General features: G+C 39.4%; 14 protein-coding genes and 1 riboswitch. Of the genes, 10 read left to right on the top strand and 4 right to left on the bottom strand.

Going from position 1 to position 19,652, the window contains the following annotated elements; genetic code table 11:
- The first annotated feature begins 61 nt into the window (after positions 1 to 61).
- Positions 62 to 1,309, top strand: a complete 1,248-nt coding sequence (gene nhaD, locus PALI_RS08390) for a sodium:proton antiporter NhaD (protein WP_077538154.1) — start codon at positions 62 to 64, stop codon at positions 1,307 to 1,309.
- Positions 1,310 to 1,410: 101 nt separating this feature from the next.
- Positions 1,411 to 1,583: riboswitch (Lysine riboswitch) on the top strand.
- Positions 1,584 to 1,658: 75 nt separating this feature from the next.
- Positions 1,659 to 3,062: a lysine-sensitive aspartokinase 3 gene (lysC, locus tag PALI_RS08385; RefSeq protein WP_193155557.1), complete on the top strand. Its 1,404-nt coding sequence runs from the start codon at positions 1,659 to 1,661 to the stop codon at positions 3,060 to 3,062.
- Positions 3,063 to 3,121: 59 nt separating this feature from the next.
- Here the strand turns inward: lysC and PALI_RS08380 are convergent, their stop codons facing one another.
- Positions 3,122 to 3,880 carry a 4'-phosphopantetheinyl transferase family protein gene (locus PALI_RS08380; RefSeq protein WP_193155556.1) on the bottom strand — a complete coding sequence of 253 codons (759 nt, stop codon included), beginning with the start codon at positions 3,878 to 3,880 and terminating at the stop codon, positions 3,122 to 3,124.
- A 139-nt stretch (positions 3,881 to 4,019) separates the two neighbouring features.
- On the opposite strand from PALI_RS08380, the gene PALI_RS08375 reads away from it, so the two are divergent.
- Positions 4,020 to 5,342 (top strand): sodium-dependent transporter, encoded by a 1,323-nt coding sequence (locus PALI_RS08375; protein ID WP_193155555.1) that lies wholly within the window; start codon positions 4,020 to 4,022, stop codon positions 5,340 to 5,342.
- Positions 5,343 to 5,437: 95 nt separating this feature from the next.
- On the opposite strand, the gene PALI_RS08370 is transcribed toward PALI_RS08375, so the two are convergent.
- Positions 5,438 to 6,418, bottom strand: coding sequence for a 2-hydroxyacid dehydrogenase (locus PALI_RS08370; RefSeq protein ID WP_193155554.1), 981 nt, complete (start codon positions 6,416 to 6,418; stop codon positions 5,438 to 5,440).
- An 81-nt stretch (positions 6,419 to 6,499) separates the two neighbouring features.
- Positions 6,500 to 7,060: a glutathione peroxidase gene (locus PALI_RS08365; RefSeq protein ID WP_193155553.1), complete on the bottom strand. Its 561-nt coding sequence runs from the start codon at positions 7,058 to 7,060 to the stop codon at positions 6,500 to 6,502.
- 121 nt (positions 7,061 to 7,181) lie between these two features.
- On the opposite strand from PALI_RS08365, the gene PALI_RS08360 reads away from it, so the two are divergent.
- Positions 7,182 to 8,063, top strand: coding sequence for an NAD(P)-dependent oxidoreductase (locus tag PALI_RS08360; RefSeq protein WP_193155552.1), 882 nt, complete (start codon positions 7,182 to 7,184; stop codon positions 8,061 to 8,063).
- A 726-nt stretch (positions 8,064 to 8,789) separates the two neighbouring features.
- Here PALI_RS08360 and sbcB read toward each other — a convergent pair.
- The gene (gene sbcB / locus PALI_RS08355) at positions 8,790 to 10,235 is read right to left on the bottom strand and encodes an exodeoxyribonuclease I (protein WP_193155551.1); all 1,446 of its coding nucleotides are present in this window, start codon (positions 10,233 to 10,235) and stop codon (positions 8,790 to 8,792) included.
- Between the two features lie 259 nt (positions 10,236 to 10,494).
- Between sbcB and PALI_RS08350 the strand changes: the two genes are divergently transcribed.
- The 6 genes from PALI_RS08350 (at position 10,495) to bufB (ending at position 19,642) form a co-directional block, all read left to right on the top strand.
- Positions 10,495 to 12,339, top strand: coding sequence for a hypothetical protein (locus tag PALI_RS08350; RefSeq protein ID WP_182703446.1), 1,845 nt, complete (start codon positions 10,495 to 10,497; stop codon positions 12,337 to 12,339).
- A 71-nt stretch (positions 12,340 to 12,410) separates the two neighbouring features.
- Entirely contained in the window at positions 12,411 to 13,223 is an 813-nt protein-coding gene (locus PALI_RS08345; protein WP_193155550.1) for an alpha/beta fold hydrolase, read from the top strand.
- 188 nt (positions 13,224 to 13,411) lie between these two features.
- Positions 13,412 to 13,816, top strand: coding sequence for a hypothetical protein (locus tag PALI_RS08340; protein ID WP_193155549.1), 405 nt, complete (start codon positions 13,412 to 13,414; stop codon positions 13,814 to 13,816).
- A gap of 603 nt (positions 13,817 to 14,419) precedes the next feature.
- Positions 14,420 to 15,916, top strand: coding sequence for a hypothetical protein (locus tag PALI_RS08335; RefSeq protein ID WP_193155548.1), 1,497 nt, complete (start codon positions 14,420 to 14,422; stop codon positions 15,914 to 15,916).
- Between the two features lie 422 nt (positions 15,917 to 16,338).
- Positions 16,339 to 18,468 (top strand): ferritin-like domain-containing protein, encoded by a 2,130-nt coding sequence (locus tag PALI_RS08330; RefSeq protein ID WP_193155547.1) that lies wholly within the window; start codon positions 16,339 to 16,341, stop codon positions 18,466 to 18,468.
- 268 nt (positions 18,469 to 18,736) lie between these two features.
- On the top strand, positions 18,737 to 19,642 hold the full coding sequence (gene bufB, locus PALI_RS08325; RefSeq protein WP_226894521.1) for an MNIO family bufferin maturase: 906 nt from the start codon (positions 18,737 to 18,739) through the stop codon (positions 19,640 to 19,642).
- Positions 19,643 to 19,652 lie beyond the last annotated feature (10 nt).

The following is a 19,652-nucleotide window of genomic DNA, read 5'->3' as shown; positions in this document are numbered from 1 at the left end:
ACATGCGAAAGGTTCTGTTTTGCGTGTTCTTTAAAACTATATCAAAGGTTGTTTATCTACCATGGTTTCCTCGACTATTCTAACCCTGATAGCGATTGCATTTTTGCTCATCGTTATAGAAGATATAATCCATGTCAACAAAGCTAAAACTACATTATTTTTTGGTACGCTTTGCTGGATTCTTCTTTTTATCTACCCTCTTCACGGACAAAGCTCCGATTCAGTTCAACACCTCCTTAACGAAAATATTTTAGAAATTGCCTCATTATGGCTATTTTTAATGGCTGCAATGACCTTTGTCGCGTATTTAAATTCAAAAGGGTTTATAGAAAATATTGTTCATCGTGTTATGCCAAAAAGCATTAGCGAAAAAAAGCTCATGTTTTTGGTAGGTGGCTTTGCGTTTTTGTTTTCGTCGATTTCAGATAATGTAACGGCTACGCTTATCTCTTTAGCCGTTGTAATGTCGTTAAAACTTGAACCTAAAAAACTCATTAAATATGCCACGCTTATCGTGTTTGGGGTTAACTCAGGTGGGGTATCGCTAATAACCGGTGACGTAACCACACTGATGATATTTTTAGATGGCAAAGTAACCATAGGTCATTTACTACTACTTATCGCGCCAGCACTTGCAAGTGTTATGCTACTAGCTGCGCTATTGTCTATCGGTATGAAAGGGCGTGTTGAGTTTGCTGGTGCGGGTAAAACCCGAATAGAAAAAACCGACATTACCATTGCTGTTATATTTTTATCTACCGTAGTGAGCACACTTACCCTGAGTGTAATTTACAGCGTACCGCCTTTACTTACCTTTTTGTTTGGCTTATCAGTGATGTTTTTAGTCGCGCAATTTTTAATGCGGAAAAAAGACATAAACAAAGACATAATCGACTTTGTTCGCGATATAGAATACGACACATTGCTATTTTTTGTTGGTGTACTGCTGCTTGTTGGCGCACTAAAAGAAATTGGTATGCTAAGTAAATTTACCGATCTATACACGGTAATGGCACCCGAGTACGCAAACTACTTAATGGGCATATTATCAGCAGGGGTCGATAACGTACCGCTTACTGCTGCTTTATTAAAAGCAGATATAGTAATGAGCCAACAACACTGGTTGTCGTTTACGTATGCAACGGGCGTGGGCGGTTCAATGCTGATCATTGGCTCGGCTGCGGGCATTATTGCTATGAGTAAAGTTAAAGCGCTTACCTTTATGAGCTACTTGCGTTTATCGCTGCATTTATTAATTTGTTACACGGTTGGATATGCGGGCTCGTATTATATGGGCAGTTTTATTTAACTCATAAATTATTAAATGCTTGACAGCTAGACGTCTAAACGATAACTTTCAAAGCCCCGCTACTTAGTGGGGTTTTGTTTTATTAGCCACTGGTTAATAAAACATTCAGAAGAGGTGCGATACTTAGGTACTTAATGGTAGGCGACGAGAGCCGATGATCATTAAGGAGGGAAGTACTCGCCGAGAAAAATAATGATACGTCGTCATTGTTTTTCGGTTTATGGGGCTGAATCCTCAAAACTGTCACCAATATAGGTGGAGAGCTTCTGGCAGTGGACTTATCTTCAAGCATTCCTTTGCCAAGTTCTTCTTGTTTTATTGCGATTTGGATATCGCGAAAGGAGACTAAATGACTACCCAACCAGCGCTACAAACAGTGCCTCAAACAGAGTTAAGCGCAAAATCAGATTACATCGTTGCCAAATTTGGCGGAACCAGTGTTGCAAACTTTGAAGCGATGAGTCGCTGTAGCGAAATTATTGTTGCAGATAAAAGCGTACGTATTGTTGCCGTGAGCGCCAGTGCCGGCGTAACTAACCACTTAGTTGCACTGTGTAAATCAAGTATTACCTCAAGTGAGCGCCAAGAGCACATAAACGGCGTGCTTGCTATTCAACACACTATTTTAGATGAATTATCGCTAGATGCCGATTTAGCGGTTGGCTTTAACGAAACCCTAAAGGCATTTCAAACATTAGCTCAAGAGTCACTAACAACCGATCAACAACACGACGAGCTACTTAGCTTTGGTGAGCGTTTGTCGTCGTATTTGTTTGCTCAGGTGCTTCGTTCACAAGGTTTAAACGCAGATCGCTTTGATGTGCGCAAGGTGCTTAAAACTGATAGCCAATTTGGTAAAGCAACGCCCAATGTTGCAGCCACAGCGCAAGCCGCTAGAGAACATTTAATCCCGCTGTTAGATGCTCAAGTAATTGTCACTCAGGGCTTTATTGGCAGTGACGAGAACGGCCAAACCACAACGCTAGGACGAGGTGGTTCAGACTACAGTGCAGCACTATTGGCTGAAGCAATTAATGCTAAAAGCGTGCATATTTGGACTGACGTTGTGGGTATTTTTAGCACCGATCCGCGTTTGTGCGCAAAAGCGACACCAATTGCACGCTTAAGCTTTGACGAAGCCGCTGAAATGGCGACCTTTGGTGCAAAAGTATTGCACCCCGCAACTATTTTACCCGCAAGCCGTAGTCACATTAACGTATTTGTTGGTTCGAGCCGCGAGCCAGAACGTGGTGGTACATGGATTGAACGTGAAAAGTCGCAACAACCAGGTATACGCGCAGTAACACAACGTAAAAACCAAATTTTGCTTACTCTTAAAAGCCCAGAAATGCTACTAGCAAGCGGCTTTTTAGCCCGCGTATTTACGCTATTAAGCGAATATAATATATCGGTAGATTTGGTAACCACCTCAGAAATCAGCGTAGCCATAACGCTTGATAACGCGCAAAACGCCTCGCGCCCAGAGCTTGATCAAGAATGCCTAGATAAGCTTGCAGAGTTTTGCCATGTGTCGGTAGAAAATAACCTAACATTGGTGGCACTTATTGGCTCTGAGATTCAATTACGCCAACACGAAATGAACTTAATGAGTGTACTAAAAGACTTTAATATTCGATTAATTTGTCACGGTGCGAGTAAACACAACTTGTGCTTTTTAGTAGAGCAAACTGAGTCAGATAACGTAGTGCAATCTATTCATAGCCGTTTATTAGAAAATGATTTTGCTGCGTAAGTAACGGTTATTCAGGAAAATCAACTAGTAAAATTACCTAGTAAAATCAGTTAACAAAATTAATTAACAAAGTCACTTAATAAAAAGCATCGCCAGTCGATGCTTTTTTTATGCACCACACTTACATCAAAACAAACATTGCTCTCACTACTATTAGTTACCGCAACGCGATTGCTGCTAGCACTCAGCTTTGCACTATTTAACTCGTCAAACACATTAGGGCTAAGTAGCTTTGCAATGGGGCGGCTGGTGGCCTTAGCAAGTGACTCTTTTAATGTCCAAATTCTGAAAAATGTATCTGCTTGGGCTTGGGTATTAGTGGGCTTGGTGATAAGTGTAATTTCATCATTATGATAAAAATGCTTGGCGAGTTTTTCAAATGGGCGCTTTAAGCTTACTTTTTCAACATCAAAACCAAATTCACTTTTATCAAGGTTAAGCGCGACCCCAACTAAACCATGCGAATGCGAAATACAGGTATTAATAACATCATCACCCACGTGTATTTTCAGTTTTGAGCTTGTCTCGTCAAATTCTGTACTCATTTTATTAAGCGCTACGAGCACATATTGCGGCTGCGTTATTTTAATAAGGTGTTTTAACAATAACCGCGAAGCTAAATATTCTTGCTTAGCTTGCGGGCTTTTTCTACGGTTTATAACTGATAGCTCAAATGAGCTTAAGCAATCAGGCAAATTAAAGTCACTAAGCTCAAGTGTTTTAGCATTAAAGAGTAAAATACTGTGATTAGCTAACGGTAACTTCGCCAATTGAGTTGAGGTAATGCTTAATGTGTTTTCAAAATAATGTGTGGTCATAAATGCTTAAAGTGAGTGAGCCGCTGTAATTATGAGCGGTTAACAGTGCTTATTTATACAACGAGCAATTTTATTACTCAGCTGGCATGAAATATGGTTTAATTCACAATAATCAAAATAATAACAGATTTGTAGATGTATGGCACAAGTGCGTGATGGGTTTCAAAGCCGACTTGGTTTTGTTTTAGCGGCTGCTGGCGCAGCAGTCGGTTTAGGTAATATTTGGGGTTTTCCTACGCAAGCAGCCAATCATGGTGGCGGCGCATTTTTACTGGTTTACTTTATTGTCATATTTTTACTTGCGCTTCCGGCGCTGTATACCGAACTGTATTTAGGGCATAACGCGCAAGCTAATCCTGTAAGAGCGTTGGGCGATGCATGGCAAAACACTAATCGCAAAGTAGGTGCAGCAGCAGGGTATATTGGCCTTGCCGGCGCAGTTGTTATGCTCAGTTTTTACTCAATAGTGGCAGGGTGGATGCTCTCGTACGCTATTGAACCCATAACAACCTTTTTAGGTTTCACAGGGGCAAGCGAATTTTTACATAGTGATTCAGTGCTGCGTAATTTTGTATTTACGCCGCTTATGCTTGTTTTAACCGCCAGCATTATTTTAAAAGGTGTTAAGTCGGGAATCGAAACCTGGTCGCGCCGTTTAATGCCGCTTTTATTAGTGCTACTTATAAGTTTAATTGCTTACATTGCAACACTTGAAGGCGCAAGCGAAGGCTTTGCTGCGTATTTAATTCCTGATTTTAGCCAAATATTCGACCCTGATTTAATTATTGCGGCAATGGGACAAGCGTTCTTTTCGCTCTCACTAGGTGTGGGTTGCATGATGATTTATGGCTCGTATTTACAGCCAGATGCCAACTTACCAAAGCTTACCGCAAGTGTTGCTTTGCTTGATACAAGTGTCGCGTTTTTAGCGGGTTTATTAATTGTGCCGGCTATTTATGTAGCGCAAAGTAACGGCGTTGAAGTATTTAACGATGGTAAACTGATTGGCGAAGGGCAACTTATTTTTGCTATTTTACCGCAGCTATTCAGTGCGATGGGCGAAGTTGGCTTATTAGTGGGCTTATTATTCTTTGTATTAATGTCGATAGCATCGGTTACGTCAACTATTTCAACCACTGAAATTCCGGTAGCATTTTTAGTCGAAAATCACAGCGTTAGCCGCAGTAAAGCTACATGGGCAGTTAGCGCCGTTGTGCTTGTGTGTGCAAGTGCGATTATATTAAATTTTGACTGGTTATTTGGCTTGGTAATTATGCTATTTACTCAATACCAATTGCCGCTTATGGGCTTGTTTTACTTTATTACAGTAGGGTGGATGTGGCAGCGTGGCAATAAATTACACCAAGCAACAACTGGTGTACATTATTGGTTTGCTCAATATATACGTTTTGTTTGCCCAATATTAATGACTCTAGTGTTTGCAAACGTCGCGTTTGGCTAGTTTTATTTAAGCCCTAAAAATAGATTAATAAAGCGAAGTGAGTTTAAACGCACTTCGCTTTTTTTGTGCTTGTTATTTAGGTACAGCTAAGAACTTTATAAAACCTCATTAGTTAGAGGCCTACCCTCACTTACTTCAAGCGCGTTAAGTAGGGTTATGTTTGCTATTTCGGTGAGTGCTTCTTGCGTAAAAAAGCCCTGATGACCTGTTATTAAAACATTTTTAAAACTCACTAAGCGCGAGAATATATCGTCTTGGTTTATTTCGTCGCTGTGATTTTTAAAAAATAGCTCTGATTCTTGCTCGTAAACATCGAGTCCTAAGTAACCTAGTTTTTTAGTTTTTAGCGCATTAATACACGCTTTGCTATTTAGTAATGCGCCGCGAGAGGTGTTAATGAGCATAACGCCGGGCTTCATTTTATTAAATGCTTCATCATTTATTAAATGGTGAGTTTGATCCGTTAGTGGGCAGTGCAGTGAGATAATGTCGCTTTGAGTTAGCAGCGAATCTAAATCGGTAATGGTGTAATTGCCAGGTTGCGCGCAGGGATCGCACACTAATACTTTGGCACCAAAGCCATTTAATATGTTACACAACGCAAGGCCAATTTTTCCGCAGCCAACAATACCCACTGTTTTATTGTGCAAGTTAAAACCAAGCAATCCGTTTAAATCAAAGTTGTCTTCGCGTACGCGGTTATACGCTTTATGCGTTTTGCGGCTAAGTGTTAGCATGAGCGCGATACAATGCTCGGCAACAGCTTCGGGGCTGTATGCTGGCACGCGCAATACATTTAAGTTATGTGCTTTTGCTACTGGTAAATCAACATTATTAAAGCCAGCACAGCGCAGCAAAATAGTATTTATGCCCAAGTTTGCCAACTGCTCAATAACAGCGGCGTTTACGCAGTCGTTAACAAATACGCATATGGCATCAAAGCCTTTTGCTAAAATAGCCGTTTGCTCGCTCAGTGCTTGCTCAAAATACGTTATTTTTATAGCGCTGTAATCGCGTGTACTTTGTTCAAAAAAAGGCAGTTCGTACTTTTGAGTACTAAAAAAAGCAATATTCATGGTAATAGCTCCAGCGCTTAAGAAAGATCATAGTAACATTAAACTACTTTACAAAAATGTGCCTAATTAACTCTGTTGGTATTAAGCCTTAAGCGAAGTGAATAAAGGAATTGAAGCGGATGGTTTTTTTTCATTTTTTGCTGCGCTTAATTTCCCTGCTTGATGTAAATTGCTTTCGATGACTTGCTTGAGCGTTTCTGGCTTGGTGCGGGGTGCGTAACGTGCTACAAGTTGTCCTTGCGAGTTAATTAAGAACTTAGTGAAGTTCCATTTAACAGCACGGTTTTGTGAAATACCGCGCGTATGCGATTTCAAATAATTAAACAACGGATGGGTTTCAGGTCCGTTTACCATAACCTTACCAAATATTTCAAACGACACACCAAATTGTGCTTGATAAAAGTCTTTAATCGCTAAGTTATCAAGGGGCTCATTTTGACCAAATTGATTGCATGGAAATGCCAATACGGTAAATCCGCTGTTTTTATATTGTTGATACAGCCTTTCAAGCGCACTTAATTGCACTGAAAAATTACATTTACTTGCTGTATTCACAATAAGGATGGTTTTTCCCTGTAGCTGGCTAAGAGAAAAATTTTCGCTGTTGTAAAGTGGTGCATTGAATTGATAAATACTGTCCATAGGTTACCTGCTTACCTTTCCAATCAAGGAAATTTTATAAAGACTTTCATTCGCTTTTTTATCAGCCGGTTGACATAATCGAGGCCTAGTTTCTAAGTTATCAGTTAAATAGGTCATTTTTATGTCAATGAAAGTCGCATTTATAGGTTTAGGCGTAATGGGTTACCCAATGGCGGGGCATTTAGCAAAAGCAGGGCACAGCGTATGCGTTTATAACCGCACGCAAGCTAAAGCACAAGCGTGGACTGCAGAACATTCAGGAAGCTTTGCACCCACCCCGCGCGAAGCTGCCAGCAATGCCGACATCGTATTTATGTGTGTTGGTAACGATGACGACTTACGCTCAGTAGTGTATGGCGACGACGGCGTGTTAGCAGGCATGCTGCCGCACACTGTTTTGGTTGATCACACTACAACCTCTGCCGAAGTAGCACGCGAAGTGGCTGCAAAAGCTGAACTACAAAATATCGACTTTATAGATGCACCAGTTTCGGGCGGGCAAGCTGGCGCCGAAAATGGCGTATTAACGGTTATGGCGGGTGGTAGTGAAGCCGTATTTGCTAAAGTGCAGCCACTTATGGCGGCGTTTAGCCGTTTTAGTCAATTACTAGGCGGCGTTGGCTCGGGTCAATTATGCAAAATGGTTAATCAAATTTGTATTGCGGGCGCAGTGCAAGGGTTAGCCGAAGGCTTACATTTTGCCAAACAAGCAGGGCTTGATGGTGAAAAAGTAATAGAGACAATATCTAAAGGCGCAGCCGGTTCGTGGCAAATGGAAAACCGCTACAAAACAATGTGGGCAGGGGAATATGAGTTTGGTTTTGCCGTAGATTGGATGCGTAAAGATTTAGGCATTGCGCTCGATGAAGCTAAAAACAACGGCGCAACACTGCCAATGACCGCAACGGTCGATCAATACTACGCCGATGTGCAAGCACTTGGCGGCGGCAGATACGACACCTCGAGCTTGTTAGCACGTATTGAAGCATTACATAAAAAGTAACGCTGTAGACGCCGATCTTGCTTGCGTATAAAAACACAGTTTTTAAAATGATAAAGACATTAAAAGCTGCGCTTTTCACGTGAGCAAGCTCGACGTCTACCGCCAAAGTGTAGCTGTGATTTTTACTTGTAGACGCCAAGCTTACTTGCGTATAAAAACGTAGTTTTTAAAATGGTCAAGATATTAAAAGCCGCGCTTTTCACGTGAGCAAGCTCGACGTCTACTGCCAAAGTGTAGTTATGATTTTTACTTGTAGACGCGAAGCTTGCTTGCGTATAAAAACGTAGTTTTTAAAATGATAAAGATATTAAAAGCTGCGCTTTTCACGTGAGCAAGCTCGACGTCTACCGCCAAAGTGTAGCTGTGATTTTTACTTGTAGACGCTAAGCTTGCTGGCGTATAAAAACGCAGTTTTTAAAATGATAAAGATATTAAAAGCTGCGCTTTTCACGTGAGCAAGCTCGACGTCTACCGCCAAAGTGTAGCTGTGATTTTTACTTGTAGACGCTAAGCTTGCTGGCGTATAAAAACGCAGTTTTTAAAATGATAAAGATATTAAAAGCCGCACTTTTTACGTGAGCAAGCTCGACGTCTACCGCCAAAGTGTAGCTGTGATTTTTACTTGTAGACGCAAAGCTTGCTTGCGTATAAAAACGTAGTTTTTAAAATGATAAAGATATTAAAAGCTGCGCTTTTCACGTGAGCAAGCTCTACGTCTACACCGAATTACATGCTTTGTGCGTAGTTATATAGCGCCTTTAAAATTGTAAGATTTTTTTCGCTGTCGTCATGTTCATGCGCTAGGTTTTCAAGGGTGATCATAAAATCTTGTGCATTAATCGACGGTTGATCTTCCCCGTGCATTAACTTGTTTTGGCAATACTGGCGCCATTGGTCAAGCTCTTGCTGGTTTAGCGTTTCAGGCCAGTTACGGGCGCGGTATCTAAACAACAACGTATTAAACTTTTTATCTTCAAAGTCTAAGTTCAATCCGGCTAACTCATCTGGTTTTGCATCACGAATAATTGCAAACTTAGCCTTGTCGGCATGGCTTGTAAATCCATCGTAAAGTAAGTAGTCAACGTTAGTGGTTGCGCTGTAATCACCTTGCTCGTTAAACACTTCGGTTACTTTATCGCGAAGGTCGGTATTGGCTTTTAAAATAGCTAAGTTAGCTAAGCACTGCTCGCGATCAATCCCCAAACGGGCGGCGTTTTCAGGCAATAATGTTTTAGCTGGGGCTAAAATAGGGCACTTGTTTAAATGCACTAGTTTTAAGCCAACAGGTAAGTCGTCCTCGGCTAAATCTACACGTTTGGTGTATAAGCGTTTGCGTAATTCTTCTACGTTTAAATCAATGAGTACTTGCGGATTTTGGGTTAAATCAAAACAAATAACCGCGTTTTTATTTACCGGATGAAAGCTCATAGGTGCAACCCAGCTTGTACAGCCTTGTGTTGCAGGTATGCGCGACGTGGTATGCACCAGCGGCGTCATGTTAAATACATCAACCAATTCAGCAAGGGCTTTTTTGCCACGCAGCCCAAAAAAGAAGTTATACAGCTTTGGCTGCTTTTCTTTTATTAGTTTAGCCAGTGCAATAGTGGCGGTTACATCGCTTAGCGCGTCGTGCGCAGCGGCGTGTTCAATACCATTGGCGACAGTTAAATGCTCTAGCTTAAAGCTTGGGCTGCCGTCTTCTTTTAACGGCCATTCAATGCCTTCAGGGCGCAGTGCGTAACAAGCACGGACCAAATCAATAATATCCCAGCGGCTATTGTTATTTTTGTATTCGCGCTCGTATGGGTCGTAAAAATTACGGTAAAAGCTATAACGGCTTACTTCGTCATCAAACCGAATACTGTTATAACCGGCAACACAGGTGTTTGGCACGCTAAATTCGGCATGAATTTTTGCTATAAACTCAGCCTCAACCAAGCCTTTTTTCATCGCCACTTGTGGCGTAATACCCGTAATTAAACACGCCTCAGGGTGAGGCAAGTAATCCGCTTGCGGCTTACAATATTCAATAAGCGGCTCGCCAATAATATTTAAATCAAGATCGGTACGAAGACCCGCAAACTGGCTGGGTTTATCTTTTTGGGGGGTCGCCCCCCAAGTCTCAAAGTCGTACCAGTAGATTGTTGCTTGATTTTGCTCTTGATATGCCATGCTGAAAACCCTGAGTAGTTAACTTAAAAGCGTCTAAATACGCGCCAAGTTACTAAAATAATGAATTATTTAGATTATGGCATATGGGCGAGGGAGTTTATAGGTTTGGGTGAGAAATGAGGTGTTAGTTAGGCTTTTTGAATTTTGAGGGCTAGAGCTTACCTATACTTAATTAAGTAATTCAAAAGTGGGCTTTATTGCTGCGAATAAAATTAACTGTTACATTTGTAATCATATTATATGAAAGGACTCTGTAAAAATGAAACTCAATCAAGTTTTATCAATTGTTAACCAAGTCGAAAAATCTAAATTCATTTCGTGTCTCGACCGCCTTTGTTCTGATGCTGCTAAGAATAATAAAAAACTAGCTAAAACAATAGACAACATTGACGGTCAAATTAAAAACGCATCTGGTAGCGAAATTACCCAATTATTCCATACGGTCAGAGATTTTTTTAAATGCTCTGTAAAAGATCAAATATTAATGAGTACAGCACAACTCAACTTGCTAGTTAATATTTTGAGTCGTGACGGGAATGGAGTTGCTCGAATTAGCTGGATTGAATCGCTTTATGAGAAAGAGTGGGCTGAGTTATCAAGGCTCTCAAAAGAGCTTAAAGATTATATTCAACAAAATTCAACTGAAAGCATTTTAGAAAGAAATCGGGCCTTGAAAATTTATCATGCATGCATGAAAGAAGCATACTTTAATGATGAAAAGAATAATCGCGATGCTAAAGTAACTGACGATGAGCGCAGCATTCTGAATGTGCTTGCAGATGAGTTGAATTTAACAACAGATGAATGCGCTGCTGTAGAGCATTTAGTCGATGTTATTCCTAAAAATGGAGTGCTGGATGCTTTAAATAGTCTGAGGGACATGGGGTTATTGTTTATAAGTAAAAAACGCCAAGAAGTGTTCATTCCAGATGAAATAGTAACTTTACTTAATGAAATTCAAGGGAAAGATTTAGCCGATAAATATATATTAAGAATCCTCAGAACTCTTACTGACGCTGAGCTTTCAAATGCACTTAAAGCGCATGGTCGTAAAATAAGAGGCGTAAGCCGAACTGATAAGATTCAAACAATTATTCATTCAGGGCTTAGCGCAGCTAGATTACTATCAGATGATATTCACAGTCTTGAAGATAATCAAAATCAACGTAAAGAGCGCTTAAAACAGTTAATTCAAGACTTAGAAATTGACACTGAAAAACTTGGCACTACTTTAGATGAGCGTATTAGTTTAATACTATCATCGCTATCAGGTGCAACAGAAAAGGAGTTTGATTCCCTCAGCGCTAGTGGATTTAAGCAGCTTCTAAAAACATTAGAAGAACATTTTCCAACAATGCAAGTAGTGCTTAAAGAAGCATTTGAGCTTGAAGCTAATGAAATAATAGATACTGAAAAATTACGTGCCTTGAGTATCACACCTCATGATATTTTATATTTACTTTCAAATGATGAAGTAAGAGAAGTTCGAGATAGTATGGGGCTATCTAAACGTGGTAATGCGCGTTTTGCTATTTTAGAAAGCTTTGCTAATGCGACCGATAAACTAATTGAAAATTACGACGCATTAGCGCGTCGTGATATCAATACTCTTAGGGAAGTTGGTGCAGATGTAACAGAAGCAGATATTGGTGTTAAGTTTGAAGAAGTCACAAAAGCAATTTTTGAACTACTAGAGCTAAATATCGACGAGGACCTTCGTAAAGATTTAAATACTGCTAAAGATAAAGCAGATATCGTAATTTCACTAAGTGATAACGACATAATTATAGGTGAAGCAAAAACCTGTAAAAATGGAGATTTCGCCAAATATTCAACAACGTCGCGGCAAGTAAAAGCCTATGTAACTCGCGCAGAAAACCAGGGTAAACGAGTTGCACAAGTGTTGATAATCGCGCCCAGCTTTTCAGATGATTTCATTGAGTCCGCCGAAATGGATACTGAAGTAAATATCTCATTGTTAGAAGCGCATGGTCTTAAGTTAATACTTGATGCTTACAAATCTAAACGTAACCCAAGTTTCGCTCCTAAGTTACTTACTAAAGGTGGTTTGCTAAAAGCAGAGTTAATAGCCAAGAATATTTAAGGCAGATACTAAAGGCATGTACTAACTTAAAAAATCAGTTAATTTAATAAAAGAAAAATCTACCTAATACAATGAAATTAAAGTTAAAAATAACATTACTCTACTCACTTTTTATATCTACTAGTGCTTTAGCTGAACTGGCTAAAGTTCAAGTAAATGGCTTTGACGTTGAATACGAGCTAGCTGGTAAAGGTAAACATACTATTTTACTTGAAGCGGGCGGTTCTGCTGGTTTAAGTGATTGGGATCCGGTTTTTGAATCACTGATTCAACACGCTAGAGTTATACGGTATTCTCGTATCGGTAATGGCGGCTCTGCACAAATAAAGAAAAACTATAGCTCAGAAGAATATGCAGCAGAAGCTTTATTATTACTCAAAACACTGAAAATAGAAGAGCCTGTTGTGTATGTTGCGCATTCTTATGGTGCTTATATTGCACGTGTATTTGCTGCAACATACCCTAATCAGGTTAAAGCGTTGATGTTGATTGAGCCTGGATCGGAGCACGATGTAGATATTATGCGCGCGATTGATTTGCCACGCGCTGAAAAAGAAATTGCAGCCATAAAGCTCGACGATATGAAAAATGGAATGTCGAATCAGTATTTAGATTTTTGGGCAAAACGCCCGCTGCCAGATTATCCACTAATTGTTGATATACCCGTAACTGTTATCGCCTCAGTTAAAAAGTATAAAAATCCATCGGTATTATTTTTTACCGACAAAGCGCGTGAAATGTGGGGCGACTTACACTCAAAGTGGGCTAATGCCTTTCCTCAAGGTGAAATAGTAATAACAAATAAAAGTTATCACTACCCACAAAATGATGAGCCAGAAATGGTTGTAGCCCAAGTAGTTAAACTGCTTGAACGTACTAAATGAGGTGTGGGTTTGGTTGTTGATTGTATAAATACCAATTACTGTAAATGAGTAGTTTGGCATTAGACTAAAGTCTATAGGTTAGATTTATTCACTCATTAGGTTTGTTTTAATCGTTTGTCGTTTTTGTGTTAATTCTCTAAAGTTCAGTTGTCGGCAACAAGCACGACTTCACCAACAGGACTACGACCATGAAAACACTTATCAAAACTATCGCTCTTAGCTCACTACTTACATGTTCAGCTGCTGCAATGGCTGAGCAAAGTGATTACAAATTAATGGTTATTGAAACTGCAACTGCGCCACAGCCACTTGAGCAATCATTTAACAGCTGCGCACTGAATGTTAAGTCGAAAAATTATGCAGAAGCTGAAGCAATTTGTACACAAGCAATTGCGCTTTTAAAAGACGCTGATGGCCCTAAATTTAAAGTACGCCAGCTTACGTCATTCGCATTAAGCAACCGTGGTGTTGCACGTTTAAAAGCGAATAATGACACAGGTGCCCTTGCTGATTTATATGAAGCTGCAAAAATGTCTAGCAGCACTATGGTATCGCACAATTTAACTCGCGCTAAAGAAGAATTGTCGTTATAAAATTATTACATGACGTTTTATAAGGCGCTTAACTAAAGCACTTTATAAAATAATACAAAAAAGCCGATGTTGGGTTAACCCCAAACATCGGCTTTTTTGTATTTAACGTTTTTAAACTATTTACGATTTAGAGCTAAAATCTAAAAATGAATATTAAATTAACAATTTAGGTTGTTTAATTAACACTTTGTATCATAATGTGGTACGAATTCACTGACGGTAAGTATGATCATGAACATCGTAAAGGTATTAACTGTGTGGTCGTATGTCATTCCCTAAAATAATAAAAGTGGCTATTGCATAAGTAATTAATCGTTAATAAAAATTTTACAACAATTAGATATAAAAAAACTGCTCAGCGATTGGTTATTTCATTGAACTTAATTGCTTGATATTTATACCGATCCGCAATAATACTTAATTATTTTAAGGGGCCAAACCTGGCGCTAGCTTAGTTAATAATTTCTCATTTAGAACAACTAAGTAACTAAATTTTTGCCTTGCTATCGGCAAGGTTTTACTACCTCAAAATAGATCACTTAATTAAGCGAATTGGTATTAGACAGATTGGAAATCCTACAATACAAAAATGGAAGTACTTATATGTTGGTTAAAAAAAGTAAGCTTGCTATCTCATTGGTTATGGCATTTGCACTAGGTGGTTGTGGCGGCGGTGGAAGCAGTGCAACAGTAGAAAAGACGGCAGCAGTAAAACCTAAGCCGGTTGCTGCAAAGCCTGATCCAGTTAAAAAAACGACCATTGCACTCACTGGTAAGGTGATTGATGGATATGTGTCGGGTGCAACCGTTTGGCTAGATATTAATGGAGATGGTAGCCTTAATGAGGAGAGTGAGCCATCAGTTGTATCTACTGAATCAGGCGATTACAGTTTTAACTTTACACAAGAGCAGGCGTTGTGTGTGCCATATTCAACGATGTATGTTGATGTGCCTGTGGGTGCTATGGATGAGGATTTAGGTGAAGTTACCGAAGCGTATCAAATGTCATTTCCGCCCTCAATTGAGGTTTTAACTGGTGAAGATATTCGCAATATATCACCTTTAACAACCGTTATTTGGGAGCAGTTGAGCCTTCAATTACAAAAAAGTGGCAACAATAATTTAAGTTGTGATGCACTTAAAGAGAATATTGAGCTACTTGCAAATCTTCAAAGCGAAATAACAAATGTTATGCAAAATTTGGTTGCGCATTATAATTTGTCGACAGAGCAAATTTACTCAGATTTTATCGCCAATAACGATAGCGAGGCTTACGACAGAGCACAAGCAATTGTTAAGGGATTAAAAGCGGCCTATAAATATAAGCAGGAACTAGATGCTCAGTTTCCTGACGCAGAAGAAGTAAGAGCAGTGATTTACCAAGACACAGCAAAAGATGATGAGTATGGGTTTGAAAATGCATGGTACCGCGATAAAGTTATTTTTGCAGGCGCTGAGTTTTTTTATGAGCAAGTAAAGCTTCAAAATACAGACGCACTCGATAAAATTGATTTTATTTTAACTCAACTTCAATCAATAGATACGCCTTGGGGTGAAGAGTCGTTAAATGGAAAATTAAGAATTAGAGACGATGTATACATTAACGCCGATCGTACTTACCGATGCTCTAGCATAGAGAAAGTTAGTTTTGAGAACAGTAATGTGCTTTATAGCGTTGATAATACAAGCCCATCCGTTAACTTTCCAACAGCTGATGAATGCGTTAGTTCTAATTTAGATACACCGTTCGAGCGAGGTTTTAGCATTAGCTATACTGAGTCGGGAGCGTTTTACCAAACTGACTTTGCCTTTAGAGAGGAAAATGCCGATTTTCAAACATTATCTAATTGGGTAAATGTTAAAGACAAAGCTGCTGATTTAGACACTCAAGATTTAGTTACCGTACTCGCTGCTATGCCTTATAAGTTTGATGACGAAACATCTATTGATGCTAGCTTTTGGCGTAAATACAAAACTACAGATAACGTACGCATTTCAAAGACAATTGAAGGGCAATGGGTTAGAGATACTCGCAGAGAAGATGGAACAATGTTGCATGAATGTAGTGATAATGGCGCTGATTGGACTGCATGTAATTAGTTTTTTCCTTAAAGTATGAATGCTAATTAACCTGAACTCTGGATAATAAGTCTATCTAAAGCGGCTATTTTCAGCGCTTTGAATAAAACAGCGAAATGTTCAACATTAAAAACCACGTTAGGTTAATACCTACCGTGGTTTTTTGTTTTTAACTAAAAGTGTTTATAAATCATGGCTATATGTGCGTTAAGTCTCAGCTGAAACACTTGTAATATTGGTGTAATAGTAAGATTTTATCCCGTACGCTAAAGTATTTTAGAAGGAACATATTTAAAAATACTTAGATGATCCGTGTTTATGTGTTTTTTGTATTTAACTATCTTACCGTTATCTTTAATTAATATGCCTTGCTATGACATTTTATAACCACATAGTTTAAGTTTTAGAATGTTTGAGGTATTAATACCTAGGAGAAAACTACAATGCAGCAAGAAGCTACACTCAAACTTAAAAACCGTGACATTAGTTACCTCGAAGCCGATTTAGCCTGCGTAAAAGCAATTGCTCAGGCGACTGTAAATGTTGAGCTATTCACTATTCCGCTTTATATGGTATCGCTTTATTCGATACAGGGAATGCATCAAATTAACAGTGCCGGAAGTAAACTCTACACTGGGCGCTGGTGGCCTGGCTCTGGTGCAACGCCAGCAACTGAAAAAAAACCACTTACAACCAATGAAAATGTATTTAATAAGGTATATAGCGTTTTTATTGAAGAGATGTTGCATTTACAGTTAGCTTCTAATATGGCTAGCACGATAGGTGTCACGCCTATTTTTACAAGTAAAGCACTGCAAAGCGACGATTATGGTTGGCATTGTTATAAACCCAGTTCAACACAAATACCGCATATTCTAGATTTTACAGATTGGAAAGGCAAAGACCCTGATTTAAGTAAGTTAACTGTAGAACTCAGAGCAATGAACGAGGCGCAGGTCGATCTTTTTCTAGCGATTGAAGAAAAAGCAGAGCGTGGTCGTGAGATGTTATCTAATCCCTCAGTAAAGCGAAAAAACGGTGATGTGGGAACTAAGTATTTTGAAGCTGCGCCATTTAATTGGTTTTCATCGAGTATGGGAGAAACTGATTTACCATTATTTGGCTCTATTGGTCATATGTATTTGTGTTATTGGGATTATTTAGAAATAACGTATTCTGATGGGAGTCATTTATTATCGCATTTAATTTCATCTCCAGAAGATAATAGTTTACAGCGAGATCAATTTAATAATGCCCCACCTAGAGAAGCTAAGCAGTATCCAGGTATTCAAACTGAGATAGAAAGTGCAACTAAAGATTTGAATAACGTAAAACTACAGCTCATTAATAACATTAATGCGATTACCGACCAAGGTGAAGGTGATGATGTGGTTAAAACGATTATAGAGCGTTGGGTAACTGAGCCTTGGGCGGTTTCGTTTCAAAAAGCTCAAATAAAAAAAGCGGGTATGCTTGGTACCGTGCAATCTAAGTTTCAGCCGAGTAAAGAGGGCTTAATTAAAGATTATCCAGGCTATGATGATCAAGGAAACCCTACAATGGCTGCATCAGGTTCGGCTCAAGCACGCTTTGACAATGGTGGTAAAGACCATTTTGAACTATTCGACGAGGTTAAAAGCTTGATTGCTAAAGATGATTATATTACTTGGGATGTATGGCATAAAAATAACTTAAACAAACCTTGGAAAGCTTCCATGCTTGGTAGTGACGAAGCGCCTAATTTACCTAAAACTACTGATATTGCAGAGGCCTTAAATCGACTAGGATCAGCGTCAGAAATAGATAATACGTTTACTATTTTTAGCTCTTCTGCTGTGGGTACCATTAAAGGCATTACAACATCACTGAACAAATATTGGGCTGATCCTAAGTCACAATTCCCATCGCCTGCGATGGGTGGTTCAGGAGATCGTGTTTCGATTTGCTGGGCTGTTACGGGCCGTTGTCCTGATCTAGTTACAGGCATTGAAAATCAACAAAAACATCAGTTATATCATGCGTGTCAAGGCATGGCGATAGATGAAAGTAGTGGTGATGATAAGAATGCGTGTGCTAGTGAATTGGCATACCATAGTTGTAAAGGATCGAATGACTGTAAAACACAAGGTGGTTGTGGTTTTGTACAAAGCGCGACGGGTGGTGGCAATTGCAGTAGTTCTGCAGCAGCGGGGCTTAAAAGTGCACCAGCCGATAATTTATGCGGTAGTTTCGGGGGCTGTGCAGTGCCAATTTCAGCATCACAACTTTACCCTACGCAAAGTGATGAAAATTACGAAATGCAACTGTATAAATTTGGTGATGCACCAAACTTTCATGCAGAAAAAATCAAATGGCCGGAATTAGTTGCCAGAGATATGTTACCTCCTGCAGTTGTTGAAAAAAACTCTATGCCTTATCAACCTGGTGAAGCCGTTTACGACGTTGCGTGGCGTAGCTACTGTGCAGCAAAAGGTTTAGTGAAAGCGCAGGGCAGTGGCCATAATAAATCTATTCATATCCCTTCACCGCCGACACCATCTGATATTCGTTTGGTATTACCGCCTTCAACTTAAGCCATTTTTGCAATAACAAAATTAGTGCAATCGCTTAAGTACACTATTATACAGTTATAAACCGTAGGCTCCTTTATGGGGCCTAATACCAATTTACATAAGTATTTGAACAATTTAACGAATTAAATCACTCCATAAGGCTGTTAAAATTCTTATTTAGAACAAATAGGTATAAAATTTTGTCTTGTTATAGTGCAACTTTCTTATTGTTAAATAGACCTTATATTTAAGCATATAGGTATTACTACTTTTATAAGGATCGAATATTTTGACGAAAAACATGCTTAATTTAGAGCCGTTGGGGTTTGGAGTTGGATTAAGGACACAGCACTTTCCTTATCTTATGAATGAAGATGACTGGGCACTTGATTGGTTTGAAGTCATTAGTGAAAACTTTATAGATAACTATGGCTATGCTCGCCATGTATTAGAAAAAATACGCGCTAAAAAGCCGATAGTCATGCATGGCGTGTCAATGAATATTGGCAGTACAGATCCTTTAAATTTGTCATACCTTGAAAAACTAAAAATACTTGCTCATGAAATAGAGCCCGAATGGGTTTCCGATCATCTTTGCTGGACAGGCGCAATGGGTGTTAATAGCCATGACCTTTTGCCAATGCCGTTAACCGCAGAAAGTTTGCAACATGTTGTGTCGAGAATACATTACGTGCAAGATTTTTTGCAACGCCCGTTAATACTCGAAAATCCTTCTAGTTACTTAGAATTTGAACAAAACACTTTCACTGAGTGGGATTTTTTATCAGCGATCGTAAGTCAAACTGGCTGTGGTTTATTGTTGGATGTGAATAATGTGTACGTGTCATCTTATAATCATGGTTATGATCCCGAAACATTTATTAAAAACCTTCCTCACAAGCATATAGTGCAAATGCACCTTGCTGGGCCTACATTAATGGGGGATTGCCTTATTGATACACACGACAGCCCCGTTCCTGAAAAAGTATGGCATCTATATCAGCTTGCCCAGTCTCTTGCTGGTAATAATGTAGCTACATTACTCGAATGGGATGCAAATATACCTGATTTTCCAACATTGATAACGGAGCTGAACAAAGCTCGTTCGGTATTGGCGGGTGTTATACCGAGTAACGGAGAGCTTTATAGTGCAACAGACAACGCTATGGTGCTTTCAACACCTATTGTTCGTTAACGATACAGAG

It is taken from the genome of Pseudoalteromonas aliena SW19 (assembly GCF_014905615.1).
Taxonomy (GTDB): Bacteria; Pseudomonadota; Gammaproteobacteria; order Enterobacterales; family Alteromonadaceae; genus Pseudoalteromonas; species Pseudoalteromonas aliena.
This window is presented reverse-complemented; position numbering and strand designations above follow the sequence as displayed.